This is a genomic window from Virgibacillus salinus (assembly GCF_900102415.1).
GTDB lineage: Bacteria > Bacillota > Bacilli > Bacillales > Amphibacillaceae > Lentibacillus > Lentibacillus subterraneus.
Window position 1 is genome coordinate 109,031 of sequence record NZ_FNKD01000001.1, and the last position, 18,949, is coordinate 127,979.

General features: G+C 37.3%; 16 protein-coding genes. 12 read left to right on the forward strand and 4 right to left on the reverse strand.

The features are described 5' to 3' along the window. Nucleotides 1-77: 77 nt before the first annotated feature. The 4 genes from BLS02_RS00580 to BLS02_RS00595 are packed head-to-tail and all read right to left on the reverse strand — an operon-like array spanning nt 78 to nt 2,675. Nucleotides 78-698 (reverse strand): ATP-binding cassette domain-containing protein, encoded by a 621-nt coding sequence (locus BLS02_RS00580; RefSeq protein ID WP_092491028.1) that lies wholly within the window; start codon nt 696-698, stop codon nt 78-80. A gap of 17 nt (nt 699-715) precedes the next feature. Continuing rightward, the gene (gene modB, locus BLS02_RS00585) at nt 716-1,393 is read right to left on the reverse strand and encodes a molybdate ABC transporter permease subunit (RefSeq protein WP_092491029.1); all 678 of its coding nucleotides are present in this window, start codon (nt 1,391-1,393) and stop codon (nt 716-718) included. 14 nt (nt 1,394-1,407) lie between these two features. Continuing rightward, nucleotides 1,408-2,175, reverse strand: a complete 768-nt coding sequence (gene modA, locus BLS02_RS00590) for a molybdate ABC transporter substrate-binding protein (protein ID WP_092491030.1) — start codon at nt 2,173-2,175, stop codon at nt 1,408-1,410. Nucleotides 2,176-2,186: 11 nt separating this feature from the next. Continuing rightward, entirely contained in the window at nt 2,187-2,675 is a 489-nt protein-coding gene (locus BLS02_RS00595; RefSeq protein WP_092491031.1) for a DUF1189 family protein, read from the reverse strand. A gap of 230 nt (nt 2,676-2,905) precedes the next feature. Here BLS02_RS00595 and BLS02_RS00600 point away from each other — a divergent pair, with 230 nt between their 5' ends. From BLS02_RS00600 to BLS02_RS00655, 12 genes are all read left to right on the forward strand, one after another. Further along, nucleotides 2,906-3,853 (forward strand): YybS family protein, encoded by a 948-nt coding sequence (locus BLS02_RS00600; protein ID WP_092491032.1) that lies wholly within the window; start codon nt 2,906-2,908, stop codon nt 3,851-3,853. 28 nt (nt 3,854-3,881) lie between these two features. Beyond that, entirely contained in the window at nt 3,882-5,843 is a 1,962-nt protein-coding gene (locus BLS02_RS00605) for a DHH family phosphoesterase (protein WP_092491033.1), read from the forward strand. Nucleotides 5,844-6,006: 163 nt separating this feature from the next. Next, complete coding sequence (gene rplI, locus BLS02_RS00610) at nt 6,007-6,453, forward strand: 50S ribosomal protein L9 (RefSeq protein WP_092491034.1); 447 nt, start codon at nt 6,007-6,009, stop codon at nt 6,451-6,453. 48 nt (nt 6,454-6,501) lie between these two features. After that, complete coding sequence (gene dnaB / locus BLS02_RS00615) at nt 6,502-7,875, forward strand: replicative DNA helicase (RefSeq protein ID WP_092491035.1); 1,374 nt, start codon at nt 6,502-6,504, stop codon at nt 7,873-7,875. A 228-nt stretch (nt 7,876-8,103) separates the two neighbouring features. Then, a complete protein-coding gene (locus tag BLS02_RS00620; RefSeq protein ID WP_092491036.1) occupies nt 8,104-9,390 on the forward strand; it encodes an adenylosuccinate synthase in 1,287 nt (428 codons plus the stop codon). A gap of 527 nt (nt 9,391-9,917) precedes the next feature. Continuing rightward, a complete protein-coding gene (locus BLS02_RS00625; protein ID WP_254788686.1) occupies nt 9,918-11,420 on the forward strand; it encodes a M23 family metallopeptidase in 1,503 nt (500 codons plus the stop codon). Nucleotides 11,421-11,545: 125 nt separating this feature from the next. Beyond that, a complete protein-coding gene (gene yycF, locus BLS02_RS00630; RefSeq protein ID WP_092491037.1) occupies nt 11,546-12,250 on the forward strand; it encodes a response regulator YycF in 705 nt (234 codons plus the stop codon). 5 nt (nt 12,251-12,255) lie between these two features. Continuing rightward, entirely contained in the window at nt 12,256-14,082 is a 1,827-nt protein-coding gene (walK, locus tag BLS02_RS00635) for a cell wall metabolism sensor histidine kinase WalK (RefSeq protein ID WP_092491038.1), read from the forward strand. Continuing rightward, a complete protein-coding gene (locus tag BLS02_RS00640; RefSeq protein ID WP_092491039.1) occupies nt 14,082-15,383 on the forward strand; it encodes a YycH family regulatory protein in 1,302 nt (433 codons plus the stop codon). Before walK ends, BLS02_RS00640 begins: the two co-directional genes overlap by 1 nt. A 2-nt stretch (nt 15,384-15,385) precedes the next feature. Continuing rightward, nucleotides 15,386-16,306: a two-component system regulatory protein YycI gene (locus BLS02_RS00645; RefSeq protein ID WP_092491040.1), complete on the forward strand. Its 921-nt coding sequence runs from the start codon at nt 15,386-15,388 to the stop codon at nt 16,304-16,306. Nucleotides 16,307-16,312: 6 nt separating this feature from the next. Continuing rightward, a complete protein-coding gene (locus BLS02_RS00650) occupies nt 16,313-17,098 on the forward strand; it encodes an MBL fold metallo-hydrolase (RefSeq protein ID WP_092491041.1) in 786 nt (261 codons plus the stop codon). 524 nt (nt 17,099-17,622) lie between these two features. Further along, nucleotides 17,623-18,852, forward strand: a complete 1,230-nt coding sequence (locus tag BLS02_RS00655) for a S1C family serine protease (RefSeq protein WP_092491042.1) — start codon at nt 17,623-17,625, stop codon at nt 18,850-18,852. Nucleotides 18,853-18,949: the final 97 nt, after the last annotated feature.

Consider the following 18,949-nt stretch of genomic DNA (forward strand, 5'->3'; position numbering starts at 1 on the left):
ACGCTCTTCGTGTATCCTTTTCGCTTTCCAAGCATAAGATTCATCTTGACTTTCGCCATCGTTGGCGCAACAATCACTCAATTATCGATTATTTTCCCTTGTTCTATTCTCAGAATACGATCGCCCAGTCTCTCAGCTTCTTTAAGGTCATGTGTAACCATGATAATTGGTATTTTCCACATGGCATGCAGACGCAGTAGTTCATTCTGGCATTCTTCCTTTGTCTCATCATCTAAGGAGGAAAAAGGCTCATCCAACAGTAGTGCCTCCGGCTTAGTAGCTAAGGCTCTCACGAGGGCTGCACGTTGTTTCTCGCCACCTGATATTTCAGCAGGGTAACTTTCAAGGATATGTTCGATTCCAACAACGTTAACTAATGTATTAACAAGTTTAATATCTTTCATTTTGTAATTGATGTTACCTCTAATTGTCATGTGAGGGAATAAAGCATAATTCTGAAACACATATCCTATATTCCGTTTTTGAACAGGAATTGGCTTTTCTTTTTTCTGAAAAAGAATCCGGTCATTTAATACGATTTCACCAGAATCAGGATGAATAAGTCCTGAGATACAGTTCAATGTTGTGGTTTTGCCAGCACCAGATGGTCCGGTTAATACTATAATTTCCTCGCTAACGTTTAACACAGCATTAAGCGTGTATGCTTTAAGTGTTTTCTTTATCTTCAATGAAAGCATTATTCACCCCACCTAGCTCATTTGTCACTTGTAAATCTTAAAATATTCCGCCCACTCCACCAATTCAACCACAGAATGGCGGTGAATCCAACAGCGATAATACTGATAACCCAAAACACTGCAGCATCCATATTCCCAGCATCAACAGCAAAATAGATGGCAAGTGGGATTGTTTCTGTTTGATTTGGAATATAGCCGGCAATCATAAGTGTCGCGCCGAACTCGCCAAGCGCCCGAGCAAATGTTAATACCAACCCTGCTAATAATCCGGGCCATGCCAATGGAAAGGTTATTGTCCAAAACACCGTCCACTTTGATGCGCCCATCGTCAATGCAGCATTTTCGATGTTGGCATCATAATTTTGAAAAGAAGCGGCAGCGCTTTGATACATTAATGGAAAGGAAACGACAATTGCAGCTAACACTGCCCCAAACCATGTGAATACAATCTGAATACCAAACAGATCTAGTAATAAACTTCCGAATGGACCATTTTTGCCAAACAAATAAAGCAGTCCAAATCCAACAACAGTAGGTGGAAGCACCAATGGAAGCATTAACAGTGATTCTAGTATTCTCTTTCCGGGAAATCGATAGCGGGAGATAATTCTAGCAAGGAAAATGCCAATAATTACAACTATAGCTGTTGCAATACTGGCTATTTTCAGTGATAGAAATAATGGTGTGTAGTCCATTTCAGTTCCCACCCTTAAGAGTTAAATCCATATTCGGCCAATATCGATTGTGCTTCATCTGTTTGCAGAAAGTCGATAAATGCTTTTGCCTTCTCCATGGTGTCACTTGATGTAATTACAGCGGCAGGATAATCGATTCTCTTATACAACGATTCATCTATTTTAGTAACCTCTGTTACCATTTTAGAACGATTCAGGTCACTGGCATAAACAAATCCAATGTCAGTGTTACCGGATTCAACGTATGTAAGCACTTGTCGTGCATCTTTGGCGTGAACAAGCTGACTTTTTATACTTTTCCAAGTTCCACTTGCGGTTAATGCTTCTTTTGCATAACTTCCTGCAGGTACGCTTTCAGGGTTTCCAATTGCTATTTGGTCCAGTCCGCTAGAAGGTAAATCTTTCAATGAATCAATGGATAGATTAGCATTATTTGTTGAGACTAGTACAAGTTTATTTTGTGTAAAATTTATTCTTGTATCATCGAGAATCATCTTTTGCTCTGCTAGGTTGTCCATCCATTTTTGGTCTGCTGACAGAAATAAATCAACAGGTGCACCTTGCTGTATTTGCTGTGCAAGCTTGCCAGAAGCTCCATAGTTTAATGTAAGCTTCGTATTTGGATGTTCCGATTCAAACGCTTCAGCTAGCTTTGACAGTACATTGGATAAACTTGATGCAGCTGATATGAAGAGCTCATGTTCTTTAGTACTATCCTGATCGCTGCAGCCTGCGTTAATCAGGAGAGATAATGCAAGAAGAATGTATACAATATATTTCATTAAAAAAACTCCTATTTTCGAATTTTCCGCTTGGGATAAATGGTGATTATTTTTACTATAAAAAGAATAGAATAGATTAAGAAAATCCATAAATACATAACATCTATCTTAAAAATCAGAGCTATGATTGTATATAGTAAAAAAGGGATAGTTGCTGTATAAGCACTCATTTTCCACAGTATTGGGAATCTGATTTTACGTCTCATTAACCGGGATATGCCCGTTCCTATGTAAGCAATTAGTGAAAGCAGCAGAAAAACCATTATAATTAATGGTAAGTAATAAAATAAGAAAAAGTACACGAACAGTAAAAATAACTGCACATCAGCACTTGCACCACCAGTTGCTGTTAGTCGGTCAACTAGCGACGGAATAGAAACAAGCAATACAAGAATAGACATATATAATACAGTAATGTCCATTCCGATTCGATTTAATTTAAACATTGCCTGTTTATTTGGCAATTTAACACTGTTTAAGAATGCATGCAATAAAATCATTAGTTTCATCCTTCATCTTAGAATCTTCCATTAGATCCATTATAATAAAAATCTGTAATAAATTCGCTTCCTGGCCTTGAAAATTCGTTGATTTTTATTGTTTGTCTACAAAATTCAACAAGTTATTACCCGGGAAATATTAGAATCAGTTATTTCGAATACCAATTAATGCTTAAATCGTGTTATCATATTGTAATGAGATAAATTAATTAGATATGTAGGTGCAATACATGAATCAATCAAAAATTTTAACAGAAGGTGCCATGCTTACAGCAATATATATTATATTGCTGTTAATCGCAGCTTTTGTACCAGTAATAACAATAGTTGCTACATTTTTACTGCCAGTACCTTTCATAATATTTGCTTCCAGACATAATTGGAAGCCCTCTCTTTTAATGTTTGGGGTTGCGGTTGTATTATCTATTCTATTTGCAACGATAATTAGCCTGCCGTTAACCGTGCTAATGGGTCTTGGTGGTATAATGCTTGGTAGTGCTATTCATAAAAAGTTACCCGCGTATGAAACATGGGGAAGAGGAACGATAGGTTTTGTAGTGGGACTTTTATTTATTTTTGTGTTTAGTCAATTCGTTTTACAAGTGAATTTGATGAATGAAATAGACCAAATACTTAACCAGTATGTACAAACGGTTAAAGATTTAATGGAACAATTTGGGCTTATGGATCAAGCAGAAGAACAGGTTGAGTTACTGGAACAACAGATTGGTATGCTTTCGACTCTGGTTCCCGCTGGAATAGCATTCATTGGAATTTTTATGGCTTTTATTGGTCAATGGGTAAGTTATAAAGTGATCAATCGATTAGACAGCAAGGATTTGGGATTTCCTCCGTTTCGTATGTTGCGCTTACCGGTTTCATTAGTTTGGATTTATTTCTTCGCATTGATTTTCACATTTTTTGAACTCGATCCATCGAGTACGTTATATTTGGCTGTAAACAATGTGATGATAGTTGCAGGAATGTTAATGACGTTGCAAGGATTATCTTTTATTTTTTTCTATGCTCATCAGAAAAACAAGTCAAAAGCACTACCAGTAGTAAGTGTTATATTGACAATACTTTTCCCATTTTTCTTCCTATATTTTGTACGTCTCTTAGGTATAATTGATATAGGATTCTCACTAAGAGATCGTATTTCAAAGGGTAAGAATTAAGTGGGAGTAAGTAGTAGGAGCTGATTATATGCACGATTTACAAAGGAGACCAAAACTTAGCAGACACTTATGGGTTATTTACCTTTTGTCCGTTACTCTGCTTGGGTTTATTTGGTATTTTCAATGGATGCTAGGATTGTTGATGGCATTGCTATTAGCAGCGTCGATTTATTATAGTATAAGAACGGAAAGAACTCTGCAGAATGAAACTGAAGAATATATAGCTACACTTTCCCATCGAATTAAACGTGTTGGGGAAGAGGCTTTGTTGGAAATGCCAATAGGAATCATTCTGTATAATGAAGATTATTTTATTGAATGGGCAAATCCTTACATGAACCGTTTTGCTGATGAAGATACCTTAGTTGGGAAATCAGTTAATACGCTATCTGATGATTTAACTTCAAGAATTAAAGAAAGTAAAGATGAATTATGGTTCAATGTGGAAGGATTTGAATTTCAAACAACAATAAAGAAGGAAGAACGGTTACTATATCTGTTTGACCGAACGACACAATCGGAAATACAAACGCTATACCAAAATGAGCAAACTGTTCTGTTAGTAATTTTCCTTGATAACTACGAGGAAATTACTCAAAACATGGATGATACGTTAAAGAGTCAATTAAATTCAAAGGTTACCTCTGTGTTAAATAATTGGGCACATGATTATGGAATATATATGAAACGAACGTCTCAGGATCGTTTTCTGGCTGTTTCGACAAAAGAAATTCTGGATCAGCTGGAAAAATCAAAATTTGATATTCTGGATGAAGTACGTGAACTTAATGCCGAACAAAACATTCCGATTACATTGAGTATTGGGATTGGTCTAGGAAGTGTCGAACTTCCAACGCTTGGTGAATTAGCACAATCGAGCCTTGATCTGGCACTAGGTCGGGGTGGCGATCAGGTTGCAATTAAAGATGAAGCTGGAAAAGTTCGCTTTTACGGTGGACGTACCAACCCAATGGAAAAACGTACCCGCGTACGAGCGCGTGTTATCTCACATGCATTAAAAGAACTAGTTAAAGAAAGTGATAATGTTATTATTATGGGCCATAAATCACCAGATATGGATTCGGTTGGTGCAGCAATTGGTATATTAAATATTGCTAAGACCAATGGTGTTGAAGGATATATTGTATTGGATCCAGATGACGTAGATACAGGTGTTTACCGACTTGTTGAGGGAATAAAAGAGGATGAAGAGCTATGGGAACATTTCATAGACCCGGAGGAATCGGAAGCAGTAGTAACGAGCAGAAGCCTTATTGTAGTTGTTGATACACACAAGCCATCGATGGTCTCGAATCAGCGCTTGTTGAGTAAAAGTGAGTATAAAGTTGTTATTGACCACCATCGGCGTGCAGAGGAATTTATTGATAATCCAACGCTCGTTTATATGGAGCCATATGCATCCTCTACAGCGGAACTGGTTACTGAATTACTGGAATATCAGCCAAAAAGCCTTAAATTAAAAATGCTTGAAGCTACAGCATTATTGGCGGGGATTATTGTAGATACCAAAAGTTTCACATTACGAACAGGTTCGCGTACGTTCGATGCGGCATCTTATTTACGATCAAAAGGTGCAGATACCGTGTTGGTACAGCAATTTATGAAGGAAGATTTGGATATATATATTAAACGCAGTAAGCTAATCGAGCGTGCTGAAGTTTATCGGGATTCGATTGCTATTTCCAAAGGAAAACCAGAAGAAATATATGGTGGCGTATTAATAGCACAGGCAGCGGATACGCTCCTAACGATGAGCGGTATTAACGCTTCATTTGTGATATCAGAACGAAGTGATGGCCGAATCGGTATCAGTGCCCGTTCGCTTGGAGAAGTAAATGTTCAGATTATCATGGAAAAAATGAATGGTGGTGGGCATTTAACAAACGCTGCCACTCAAATTGAGGATACGACAATAGATGATGCAGAAGCATTATTAAAGGATATAATAGAGGAATATTTTGCAAGTTAACAGTCGTTTTAAATGAAATTACAATAAAGTTAGAGCTTTTTAGGTTAGTAAAAGTGCAACTATGGCTTGAACTCCAAAGTATAAGGGGTTCTATGAAAGCAAAGCAAGCTTTCATAAGAATCCCATTAAAATGCCAAGTTTTCTATGAAGGAGGAGACAAAAAATGAAAGTAATTTTTGTAAAAGATGTAAAAGGAAAAGGTAAAAAAGGTGAAGTAAAAAACGTCTCTGACGGCTACGCACGTAATTATTTACTAAAATATAACCTGGCAAAAGAAGCTACTTCAGGTAATATGAAAGAACTGGAAGCTAAAAAGAATAAACAACAGGAAGAAGCACAGAAAGAAGTAGAAGAGGCTGAGCAGCTTAAAGCTAAGTTAGCTGAAATTGATGTTGAAGTGAAAGCAAAATCTGGAGATAACGGACGTTTATTCGGTTCTATCACAAGTAAACAAATTGCTGAAGTCCTTAAAGAAACTTATAGCCATAAAATCGACAAACGCAAAATAGAACTTGATAGCCCAATCCGATCATTAGGATATACGAATGTACCTGTTAAGTTACACCAGGAAGTAACTGGTACAATAAGAGTTCATGTAATAGAAGCTTAAGAAAAGCAATTATTAACTTGGGAATCCTCTCCAGAAGGGGGAAAATGAATGAGTGAAATTTGGAATGATCGTACACCACCACATAATATAGAAGCGGAACAAGCTGTTATAGGTGCTGTTTTTCTAGAACCTGATGCATTGTCTGCAGCATCAGAACTGTTAATGCCTGATGATTTTTATCGTGCAAGCCACCAGAGAATATTCGAAGCGATGTTGAAACTGTTGGATAGAGGAGAACCAATTGATCTTGTGACGGTAACGACCTCCTTATCGAATGAGAAAAAACTGGACGAGGTTGGCGGTGTTGCATACTTGTCTGATTTGGCAGGCAGCGTTCCAACAGCAGCAAATATACTTTATTACAGTAAAATAGTTGAAGAAAAAGCGTTACTTCGCAGATTAATTCGAACTGCAACAGATATTGTTTCATCCGGTTTTGCAACTGAAGATGAAGTGGAAGATGTCTTAAATGAAGCAGAAAAGAACATTCTTGAGGTATCTGGCAGGAAAAATTCTGGAGCATTTAAGGCTATAAAAGATGTCCTTATCGAAGTATATGATAATATTGAACAACTACAACACCAAGATGCTGATGTGACAGGTATTCCAACCGGATATAGGGATCTGGATCGAATCACTTCAGGCTTTCAGAGAAATGATTTAATCATTATTGCTGCACGACCATCTGTTGGTAAAACGGCGTTTGCGTTAAATATTGCGCAAAACGTTGCTATAAACACTGATGAGAATGTAGCTATCTTCAGTCTTGAGATGGGTGCTGATCAACTTGTTTCCCGTATGCTTTGCGCCGAAGGAAATATCGATTCCCAGCGTTTGCGTAATGGTAATTTGGAGGCAGATGACTGGAGTAAACTAACAATGGCGATGGGAAGTTTATCCAATGCTGGAGTTTATATCGATGATTCTCCTGGAATCCGTGTTAGTGAAATTAGGTCTAAATGTCGACGTTTAAAACAAGAAAATGGACTTAGTATGATTCTGATAGATTACCTGCAGCTTATTCAAGGGAATGCCAATTCAAAGGAAAACAGACAACAGGAAGTTTCCGAGATTTCCCGTTCTTTGAAAGCTTTGGCACGTGAATTGAATGTACCACTAATTGCATTATCGCAGCTATCACGTGGCGTTGAATCACGTCAGGATAAGCGGCCGATGATGTCTGACTTACGTGAATCTGGGAGTATTGAGCAGGATGCTGACATTGTTGGGTTCTTATATCGTGATGACTATTATGATCAAGAATCTGAGAAACAAAATATTATTGAAATCATAATTTCCAAACAGCGTAATGGTCCTGTTGGTAATGTGGAACTTGCGTTTGTTAAAGAATATAATAAGTTCGTAGATTTGGACCATCGCTATTCGGATAGTGATGTCCCTCCAGTGTCTGCACAAGTATAAAACCAGCCCTTTAAATGGGCTGGTTTTTTTTGAAGTTAAGAAGCTGCATAAGGGTTTCTAAGTACGCTTTCGATAAGAATGCTATGTTTTCTAAATTACAATTATAACGAACGATTTAATTGATTTATAACATAACGTTCGTGTTTTATATTGACACAGTTTATTATTATTGATAGAATTGCGCTGTTACTAAATGAAAAACAAATGATTATATAGTGGAGGTGCATCATGTCCTCAGTAGTAGTAGTTGGAACGCAATGGGGCGATGAAGGAAAAGGTAAGATTACTGACTTTTTATCGCAAAATGCCGAGCTTGTTGCTCGCTATCAAGGTGGTAACAATGCAGGACATACAATTAAATTTGATGATGTAACGTATAAGTTGCATTTGATCCCATCTGGTATATTTTTCAGTGAAAAGACATGTGTATTAGGAAATGGAATGGTTATCGATCCAAAAGCGTTCGTAGAGGAAATTGCTTACTTACACGAACGAAATGTGTCGACTGATAATCTCCGTATAAGCAACCGTGCGCATGTAATTTTACCTTATCATCTAAAAATCGATATTCTTCAGGAAGAAGAAAAAGGTGCTAATAAAATCGGTACAACAAAAAAAGGAATAGGTCCAGCGTATATGGATAAAGCCGCACGAGTTGGTATACGTATTGCTGATTTATTAGATAAAGAAACTTTTCGCGTGAAACTTGAACAAAATCTAAATGAAAAAAACCGATTATTTAAGAAAATATATGAAGTTGACCCAATACAAGTTGAAGATATTCTGGAAGAGTATTATGAGTATGGACAACAATTGGCTAAATATGTTTGTGATACATCTGTCGTATTAAATGACGCGCTTGACGGTGGCCGCCGCGTATTATTTGAAGGTGCACAGGGCGTTATGCTGGATATTGACCAGGGAACATATCCCTTTGTTACATCATCAAACCCAGTTGCTGGTGGAGTAACTATCGGTTCCGGTGTTGGTCCAACTAAAATTGATCATGTTGTAGGCGTGTCAAAAGCTTACACAACTCGGGTTGGTGATGGTCCGTTTCCTACCGAATTGAATGATGAAATTGGTAACCAAATTCGCGAAGTTGGTCGTGAATACGGAACAACAACAGGGAGACCACGCCGTGTCGGTTGGTTTGATAGTGTAGTTGTCGGACATGCACGCCGTGTAAGTGGTATTACGGATATATCGTTAAACTCACTTGATGTATTAACTGGTATTGAAACGTTAAAAATATGTGTAGCCTACAAGCATAAGGGTGAAGTAATTAACGAATTTCCGGCAAGCTTGAAAGTATTAGCTGAATGTGAACCAGTATACGAAGAGATGCCTGGCTGGACTGAAGATATTACAAATGTCAAAAGTATTCATGACCTGCCAGAGAATGCAAGGCATTACCTGGAGCGGATTTCTCAATTGACTGCGATTCCGTTATCTATATTTTCTGTCGGACCAGATCGTTCGCAGACGAATATTGTAAGAAGTGTCTATAGTTAACAAATAGTCCAAAAGAATCAAAACCTCTATCAAATTTGATAGAGGTTTTTTATGTAAAGAATCAGAAATTTCCCTTCAAGAGGAAAGTTGTGCAAGAAAATCCATTAAAATTACGATAATATTTGAACTACTTTCTAGGTTTTGGCTTATTTTTTTACAATAAATTCCTTTTATTGAGTAAATTTTAAATGTAGTTGTCATTATCTATGTAACATGACTGTAAAATAAGGGCAAAAAAAAGACATAAAATACACCAAAAGTCACCTTTTACACTTTGGGAGAGGTAATAAAAGGCGATTTATGTAAATTAATGGAAGTTATTATACATTTACTTTACATTTTCCTTGACTCTCTTTTATTATCTACCATAACTGTGGTAGATTAGACAATGACATTGGGAAAGTCTTTTGAACTAGAAAATACTTTAGAGTGCAAGAAAGCTTAGTTGCACTTATGCAGTAAAAATGTATTTACTTTTTAACTGCTAAATAAATAAATATATATATATGGCAAGGGGGAAAACGACATTGTATAAAAGGAAGATAAAATCCACTAACCACAGAACTAACAGACGAAGTACACTTAGCATGCTGCAAAAAGTGGCCATTATGACATGTGTCGCTCTTTCTTTTACACTTACAACAGCATATGCAGATGATAATGATGACTCTTTAGAGACTATCTTCCACATTTATGTAGATGGTAAACATGTTGGGAAAGTTGGAGACAAAGAATCTATTAAGGAAATTATAGATGCAAAGGTTAGTCAAAAGAGTAAAGAATTTGAGGATTTATCCATATCCATCGGTGAAAAAGTATCATTTGTATCTGAACGTGTTTTTGACCCTACATATGACAATGAAAATGTAGTGAATATGCTCAAAGATGATCTTTCAGCTAAAGCAGAAGCAGTAGAAATTAAAATTGCCGATGAAACAGTGGGCTTTTTTAAAGACCAGGAAACAGCTAATAAAGTTTTAAAAGAATACAAGGCAAAATATGTCGATAAAAAGGTACTTGAAAAACTGACCAATAGACAAAGTGACGCTAACAATTCCGACAATGAAGAGAAGCCTAACAAGAATGAACAAAATGAAAATCTTAACCTTGACGTTGGAGATTCTATTATTACAGACGTAGCTCTATCGGAAAAAGTTTCATTTTCTGATGAAAAAGTTAAACCCGAAAAAGTACTTACCGTAAAACAAGGTTTGAAAATGCTAGAAAAAGGAACTTTGGAAGATAAAGTACACAAGGTAGAAAAAGGCGAAGTACTGGGTAGTATTGCAGACCAGTATGAACTGTCGATTGACAAATTACTAGAGTTAAATAAAGAATTGAAAGAAAATTCGGTTCTGCAGATTGATCAGGAAGTTCATGTGACAGATTATAAGTCATTTGTTGATGTTATCGTCAATGAAGAAAGACTAGTAGAAGAAACAATAGACTATGAAACTGAAGTAAAAGAATCAGATGAAATGTATAAAGGTGATAAAAAAGTTAAGCAAGAAGGACAAAAAGGCAAAAAGGAAGTCCATTACTCACTTAAAAAGAAAAATGGTAACATAATTAATAAAGAAACAGTAACTGAAGAAACAACTAAAGAGCCGGTAAAAGAAGTTATTATAAAAGGGACAAAAGTTGTGCCATCACGAGGAACAGGTGAATTACACTGGCCAGCAGTCGGAGGATATGTCTCCAGTAATGTTGGTGAGCGTTGGGGGTCAATGCATAAGGGAATGGACATAGCACAGCCAAGCAACCGTTCAATTCTTGCAGCTGATAATGGTACAGTCGTATCTGCTGGATGGGATAGTGGCGGTTATGGTAATAAAATAGTTATTAGTCATAATAACGGGATGAAAACCGTGTATGCGCATCTTGCATCTATTAGTGTAAGTCCAGGACAGACGGTAGAAAAAGGAAGCAAGATTGGGGTTATGGGATCAACTGGAAATTCTACAGGTATTCATTTGCACTTTGAACTTTACAAGAACGGTTCCCTGCAAAACCCACAGAAATATCTATAGAAAAAATAAAGATAGTTTGAGGCTGGCTCCATGGAATAGTGGAGTCAGTCTTTTTCATATGCAAGACATTTTAGCCAAAGTACGATAAAATAGAGCTAAGGAATGCTGAAAAGGATGTGACTACAATGAGTCAAAAGATTTTAGTAGTAGATGATGAACAACCAATTGCAGATATATTAAAATTCAACTTAGAAAAAGAAGGTTATCAGGTAGTCGTCGCCTATGATGGTGATGAAGCAATTGATCTTGCTGAAACAGAAAAACCTGATTTAGTTCTATTGGATATAATGTTACCAAACAAAGATGGAAATGAAGTATGCCGTGAAATTAGAAAGACTCAGTCTATGCCAATCATCATGTTAACTGCTAAGGATGCTGAGATTGACAAAGTGTTAGGTTTAGAGCTAGGAGCAGACGATTATGTGACAAAGCCTTTTAGTAATCGCGAGATAATCGCAAGGGTTAAGGCTAATTTGCGCAGACAGCAGCAGTTGCCTGATGACGCGGTTAAAACAACCAAGAATATTGAAATTGGAAAACTCGTAATACACCCTGATGCATATGCAGTTACACGAGATGGTGTGCAGATGGAGTTGACGCATCGCGAATTTGAACTGCTGCATTACTTAGCACGCCATACTGGACAGGTTATGACACGTGAACATTTACTTGAAACAGTGTGGGGCTATGACTACTTTGGTGACGTCCGGACAGTGGATGTTACCGTAAGACGCCTTCGTGAGAAAATTGAGGAGAATCCAAGTAATCCAATGTGGATTGTTACACGTCGTGGTGTGGGATATTATTTACGCAAGCCTGAACAGGAGTAGGTTTTATGCATAAAGTTGGTTTTTTCCGTTCGATCCAATTAAAATTCATTATTATCTTTATATTGCTGTTGCTTGTGGCAATTCAGGTTATCGGGTCTTATTTTGCACGAGAGTTGGAAAAAGAGCTGGTTAAAAACTTTGAAGAATCTATTGAATCGACGGTTGATATCTTGCAGGTTAATATGGAACAGGCGTTTAGCAAAGAAAGACCTGAAGACGGAGATGGACCGACACTTAAGCAAGAAGTTCAGGATGTTGTAAGAGTGAACGACACGGATAATATTATTAACATTCAAGTAGTTAATATGCAAAGCAGAATTATCGCTGCAAGTAATAGTTCAAGCAGCGGTAATATTGGAAAAAAAACGACAAGTGATTTTATAAAGAATACACTGCGTTTCGGTGTTGCTGATTCTGACAAGGTATATAATACGGAAAGAAACTTAATATATCGCAGGGTAGTACCAATAACAGATGATGAAGAGACACAGGTTGGTGCTCTTTATATAGAATCCTCAATCAGTAGCGTATATAACCAAATGGAGGATATTAATAACATCTTTTTACGGGGCTCAGTATTAGCAATAACAGTTTCGGCCTTTTTGGGAATTCTTGTTGCCAGGACGATTACAAAGCCAATTATGGAAATGCGAAGGCAGACACAAACAATGGCTAGAGAAGACTTTTCTCAGAAAGTAAATGTTTATGGGTCGGATGAAATTGGTCAGCTTGCTGAATCTTTTAATGATTTAAATGCAAAATTAAAACATTCAAGAGCTTCTACTGAGGAAGAACGGCGAAAGCTTAGCTCTGTATTGTCCAATATGTCTGATGGTGTAATTGCTACTGATAAGTCAGGGGCAGTTACTTTGATGAATGATGCAGCAGCGAGGCTTATTGGCAGGAGTCCTGAGGAAGCACATGGCAGTTTTTTACTTGATGTACTTGAGTTGGATGAAAAGACTGTGGATATTACCGATTTGCCAGATAGCGGTTCTATGATTATTGATTTTAGTGATCAAGATAATTTCTTTTTAATTCGTGCAAATTTCTCTACGATTTCGGATGATGAAGCCGATATCACAGGGTTTATCACAGTTATTAGTGATGTTACCGAACAGGAAAAAGTAGAACAGGAACGCCGTGAGTTTGTCTCAAATGTATCCCATGAACTACGTACACCACTTACAACAATGCGAAGCTACATTGAAGCTTTGACAGAAGGTGCGTGGGAGGATAAGGAAATTGCGCCCAAATTCTTGAGTGTAACCCAAAATGAAACGGAACGCATGATCCGCATGGTGAATGACTTGTTACAGCTTTCTAGAATGGATGATAAAGATTATTCACTACAGAAGGAAAAAACTGAATTTATCACATTCTTTCATCATGTAATAGATCGTTTTGATATGAATGTCTCGGATAATATCACCTTACAGCGTGAATTACCGAACGGCCAGTTCTATGTGTGGATGGATAAAGACAAAATGACCCAAGTACTTGATAATATTATATCTAACGCTATTAAATATTCACCAGAGGGTGGAACAATTCGTTTTAATGTAGTGAAGCAGAAAAATCAAATGCTGGCAAGTATTGAAGACCAAGGTATGGGTATCGCATATGAAAAGCTTAATAAGATATTTGAACGTTTTTACCGTGCAGACAAGGCCAGAACTCGTAAGTTTGGCGGAACAGGCCTAGGTCTTGCGATTGCTAAGGAAATGGTTGAGGCACATCACGGTAAAATATGGGCTAAAAGTAAAGAAGGTAAAGGGACTACCATTCTCTTTACACTTCCGCTAATGAATAAGAAGCGGAGGGGTAAATAATGAATCTTGAAACAATAAAGTCATATATATTGGTGGTACTAGTAGGAGTAAGTCTTTTACTTACGTTTGCTTTATGGAGTAGTCAACCTGAATACCCGATGGTAAAAACAGATGAGTTTGTTGATAGTGTAAATCTTGGAGGTAAAAAGGAAACCAAGAAAACTATAATTGAGCCGAAGTCGGTTATTTTCCAGAATAATGATAACTATTACAGCTTTACGGACCAAGTAGACCGAAAATCATTTTACGAGGATATGCAGTCGTGGGTTCTTTATGAATTTCAAACCAAAAGCACAGGCGAAAGACCATCAGAAGAAAATCAGCTGGAAATTATTTTTCCAGAAGCTTTACCAATGGAATTAGCAGGAGACTTATTTACATTTAATTCGGATGTTTATTTACCCGATTGGAACTTTAAACGATTGTTTATTACATTTAATAGAAATTCCTCTTCACTGAACATTATGTTCAAATCATCAAATGGTGAAAAGCAGGCAACAGCAGTTGTAAATAATCCTGATAAATTTGAGAGATTATGGAACTATCTTACAACATATGAGGGTTTAACAGAGTATTTGCGAGTTGAATTAGCTGGATCACCAATCTATATTCCAAAACATAAAGTTGTTGAACCAAGAAGATCGATAGCCGTTAGAGAGATTAATTCTAATTTGATGATAGATGCATTATTTAATAACACTGATATTGTGAGAGGGACTCAGGTTAGTGAAAATGAGGTCTACTATACTGATAGTGCACGAGGAATTATGCGTGTTTACCAAAACAGGAGAACGATGGTATTTCAAAATCCAATCAAGTCACCGTACGAGCAAATGAATTCAAATGAACTTATTGAACGGAGTATCGCAAATATTAATGAGAACAATGGATGGACAGATGAATTTAATTTGATGGGCATTAATATGACATCGAATACAATAAGCTATCAAATGTATTATGAAGGTCTTCCAGTATTTAGCAATACAAATTCGTCTATAATTCAGCAGCAATTCCGCGGATCGGAGCTAAACCAATACAGTCGCCCATTATTTACGCTGAATAATTTGCTTGGCGGTGACGATTCAATGGAGCTACGATCAGGCAGTGATGTGGTAATTTATTTAGAGAATAGTTCAAGATATAAAATGGAAAATGTCAATGATATAAAAGTTGGTTATCATTTGTCATATCGAGGCAGCGATGATGCGGTAACGTTAGAACCAGCATGGTTTATACATTATAATGGCAACTGGCAGCAATTGAATTTTGAAGTTATCACACAACAAAAAGGAGGGAGTTGAGGATGCAATGGAGACAAATCAAGACGTTATTTATCCTCTGCTTTCTCATTTTAAATGCTTATTTGCTGTTTATGTTCTTTGATAAACTAGAAGAACTGGATTATGGATTAGCTGAAAACGAAGAATCATCTACGTTTAAGGAGCAGCTTGAAAATGAAAATATAACCATAAGTGCTGATTTACCTGAGGAAGAGTTAGACAAATCTTATATATCGGTTAATCAAAAATCGTTTACAGACGAAGAAGTAGAATCGTTGAATGGACTTGATGGTCAGCAATCAGAAGTTATTAATGGAAACTTTATCGTGTCTCTGTTTGAGGAGCCCGTTACGATACCTGAAAATGCAGATAATACTCTGATAAGTGAAATTGTAAAAAGTAAAATTTTGTTGTCTGATAATTACACATATGGTACATGGAACGAAGAGATGAATATACTTGTATTCTTCCAGGAGAAAAATGGTCTTCCAATTTACTATAATCAAAACGGAATAGTTGTTGTTTATCTAAATAACGAAAATGAAATGATTTTCTACACACAGACAGTGTTAGGGGAGGCTGAATCGCCCACAGATACAGAGTCACTCATTAAACCCATAAGTGCAATACAAGTATTGTTTGATGGCAACAGGCTCTTGGCTGGTGATGAAATAACTGATGTTAACATGGGTTTTCATACACGAATACCTCTATCCAGTGGTGAGCAGTTATTTGCACCGACGTGGACGATAACTGTTAACGAAAATGAGAACTTTTATGTAAATGCTATCGAAAACCTGGTATTTTCCAGTGATGAAATGACATTTTTAACCCAATATATAACAGATACAACAGAAACACTTCAAGAACTTAAAGATGGTAATGAAGTAAAAGAATTTGTATTAAATCATTTAAATACAAAGCTAATAGATAAATCGGAGTGATACAGAATGACTTTGCGTTTTAGTGTGCTCGCTTCAGGAAGTACTGGAAATGCCTTTTTTATTGAATCTGATCAAGAAAAGTTGCTAGTCGATGCGGGATTAAGTGGTAAGCAAATGGATCGATTACTTGGAGAAGTTCAAGTTAACCCCTCGAGCCTAACGGGAATCCTTGTAACACATGAGCATAGCGACCACATAAAAGGACTTGGAATAATCGCTCGGAAATATAACTTGCCAATTTATGCAAATGATAAAACCTGGAAGGCGATGGAGAACTCCATTGGTTCCATTTCATTGGATCAGAAATTTCATTTTAATATGGAAGAAATTAAAACATTTGGTGATATTGATGTGGAATCATTCGGAGTTTCTCATGATGCTGCAGAACCAATGTTTTTTACATTTCGTCAAAACGGTAAAAAGGTGGCACTAGTAACAGATTTAGGTTATGTGTCTGAAAGAATTAAGAAAACAGTTGAAGATGCGGATGCCTATATATTTGAGGCTAATCATGATGTAGGTATGCTTCGGATGGGTCGTTATCCATGGAATGTGAAGCGGCGTATATTAGGTGATAACGGCCATGTTTCCAATGAAGATTGTGGACTTGCTTTAGCCGATATAATTAGTAACCGGACTAAGCGTATTTATTTGGCCCATCTGAGTCAAGATAACAATATGAAAGATTTGGCTCGCATGTCAGTTGATAGCGTGCTGCAGGAACGTGGTATTAAGCTTGATATATATGACACAGATCCAAAATCGCCAACCACGTTATACGATGTTGGTTAATAAATCGTCAATTTTGGTAATACTATAGAAATAGCTAATGATAAAGATCTTTCTTCGCAGTAGATATAAACTGCGAAGTAACTACTAGAATAATCTCTATAAACTCTCGTCCCGCCGTCCGGGGTCGCTACGGGCGGATGCTTTCCGCGGGCACGGCCTCAGCCTCCTCGAGAAATCCACTCTGCGGGGTCTTCGGACACGTGCTATTTCCGCAGGAGTCACCGCCCTTCGCTCACCCGGACTAGTGTAGCTGTCACACATTTATTCAATAGTGATTCCTACTCCAGTCAACAGCGGAGGAAATACACGTAGACTCCTGTGGGAGCTGTGGCCTAGATGAGACTGCGCAGCGACGTAGGAGCAAGGAGGCTCATAAGCCGCCCACGGAAAGCGAAGTGTATTTCCGAAGCGATGACGTAGCACTCTGCTATTTTTCCATGTTTCTTCGCAGTTTATATCAACTGCGAAGTCTAAAAAACAATAACATTTACGAAAAGAACCTTTAAGAAAAAGGGGATGGTTCAATGGGTTATTTTGATGATGACTATCAGCCTCCGGACCAAGATAATAAACGAAGCCGATGGCTGGTTCCTGCTCTAGCAGGAATTATTATTGGTATGATTATTATTTTGGTTGCTTTACCCAGCTTATTGAAATCAGATGTATTACCAAAAGCGTGGACTGCTCCTATTGAAACTGCAAATGACAATTCAGACAGCAATCCTGAATCAAGTGGCTACGTTTCTGTTGATGTTTCAACTCAGATTACAGATGTTGTGGAAAATGTGTCACCTGCAGTAGTAGGTGTTGTAAATATCCAACATCAGGGAAATTTCTGGGATAAACAGGAAGGGAACAATGGTCAAGGAGGGCAGAACCAAGGAACAGGGTCAGGAGTCATTTATAAAAAAAAGAATGATTATGCCTACGTTATTACAAATCATCATGTGATCGATGGAGCAGATACAGTTGAAGTAGTTTTATCAAATGACAATCATATAGAAGCGGAGATACTTGGTAGTGATTTGTTCTCCGATTTAGCTGTATTGCGAATGGATGGTAAACAAGTCGAAAAAGCAATTGAAATGGGAACATCTGAAAGTGTTAAGGTTGGCGAACCGGCAATCGCAATTGGTAATCCATTAGGGATGATGTTTTCAGGCTCCGTAACACAAGGAGTCATAAGTGGAAAACAGCGTACGATACCGCAGGATTTTAACCAAGATGGGCGTGCTGACTGGCAAGCCGAAGTAATACAAACAGATGCTGCAATTAACCCGGGTAACAGCGGTGGTGCCTTGATTAATATTGAGGGCAATTTGATTGGGATTAATTCGATGAAAGTCAACCAGGAAGCAGTAGAGGGAATTGGTTTTGCAATTCCGATTGATTCTGCAAGACCTATTGTAGAAGAGCTTGAAAAGTCTGGTAAAGTCACAAGACCATACTTAGGTGTTGAAATTTATTCACTTGAAGAAGTACCACAAACAGAATGGGATGAAACCTTAAACCTTCCTGAAGACATAAATGGTGGCGTGTATGTATGGAGTGTTGAGTCATTATCTCCAGCAGATAAAGCAGGAATAAAGCGGCTCGATGTGATTGTAGCTGTTGGTGGTAAGGAAGTAATGAATATCATTGATCTGAGAAAGGTTTTATACCGGGAAAAAGAAGTCGGTGATTCATTAAAGGTTACCTTTTACCGAGATGGAAAACAAAAAGAGACAACAATTAAATTAGGTGAACAACGATAAAGTAAAATAATAAGAACGATTGTAAAGGCTAACTTCCAAAGTTAGTCTTTTTTTATCCACAGACTGTGAATAGATTGTTTATAACATCAATATATTG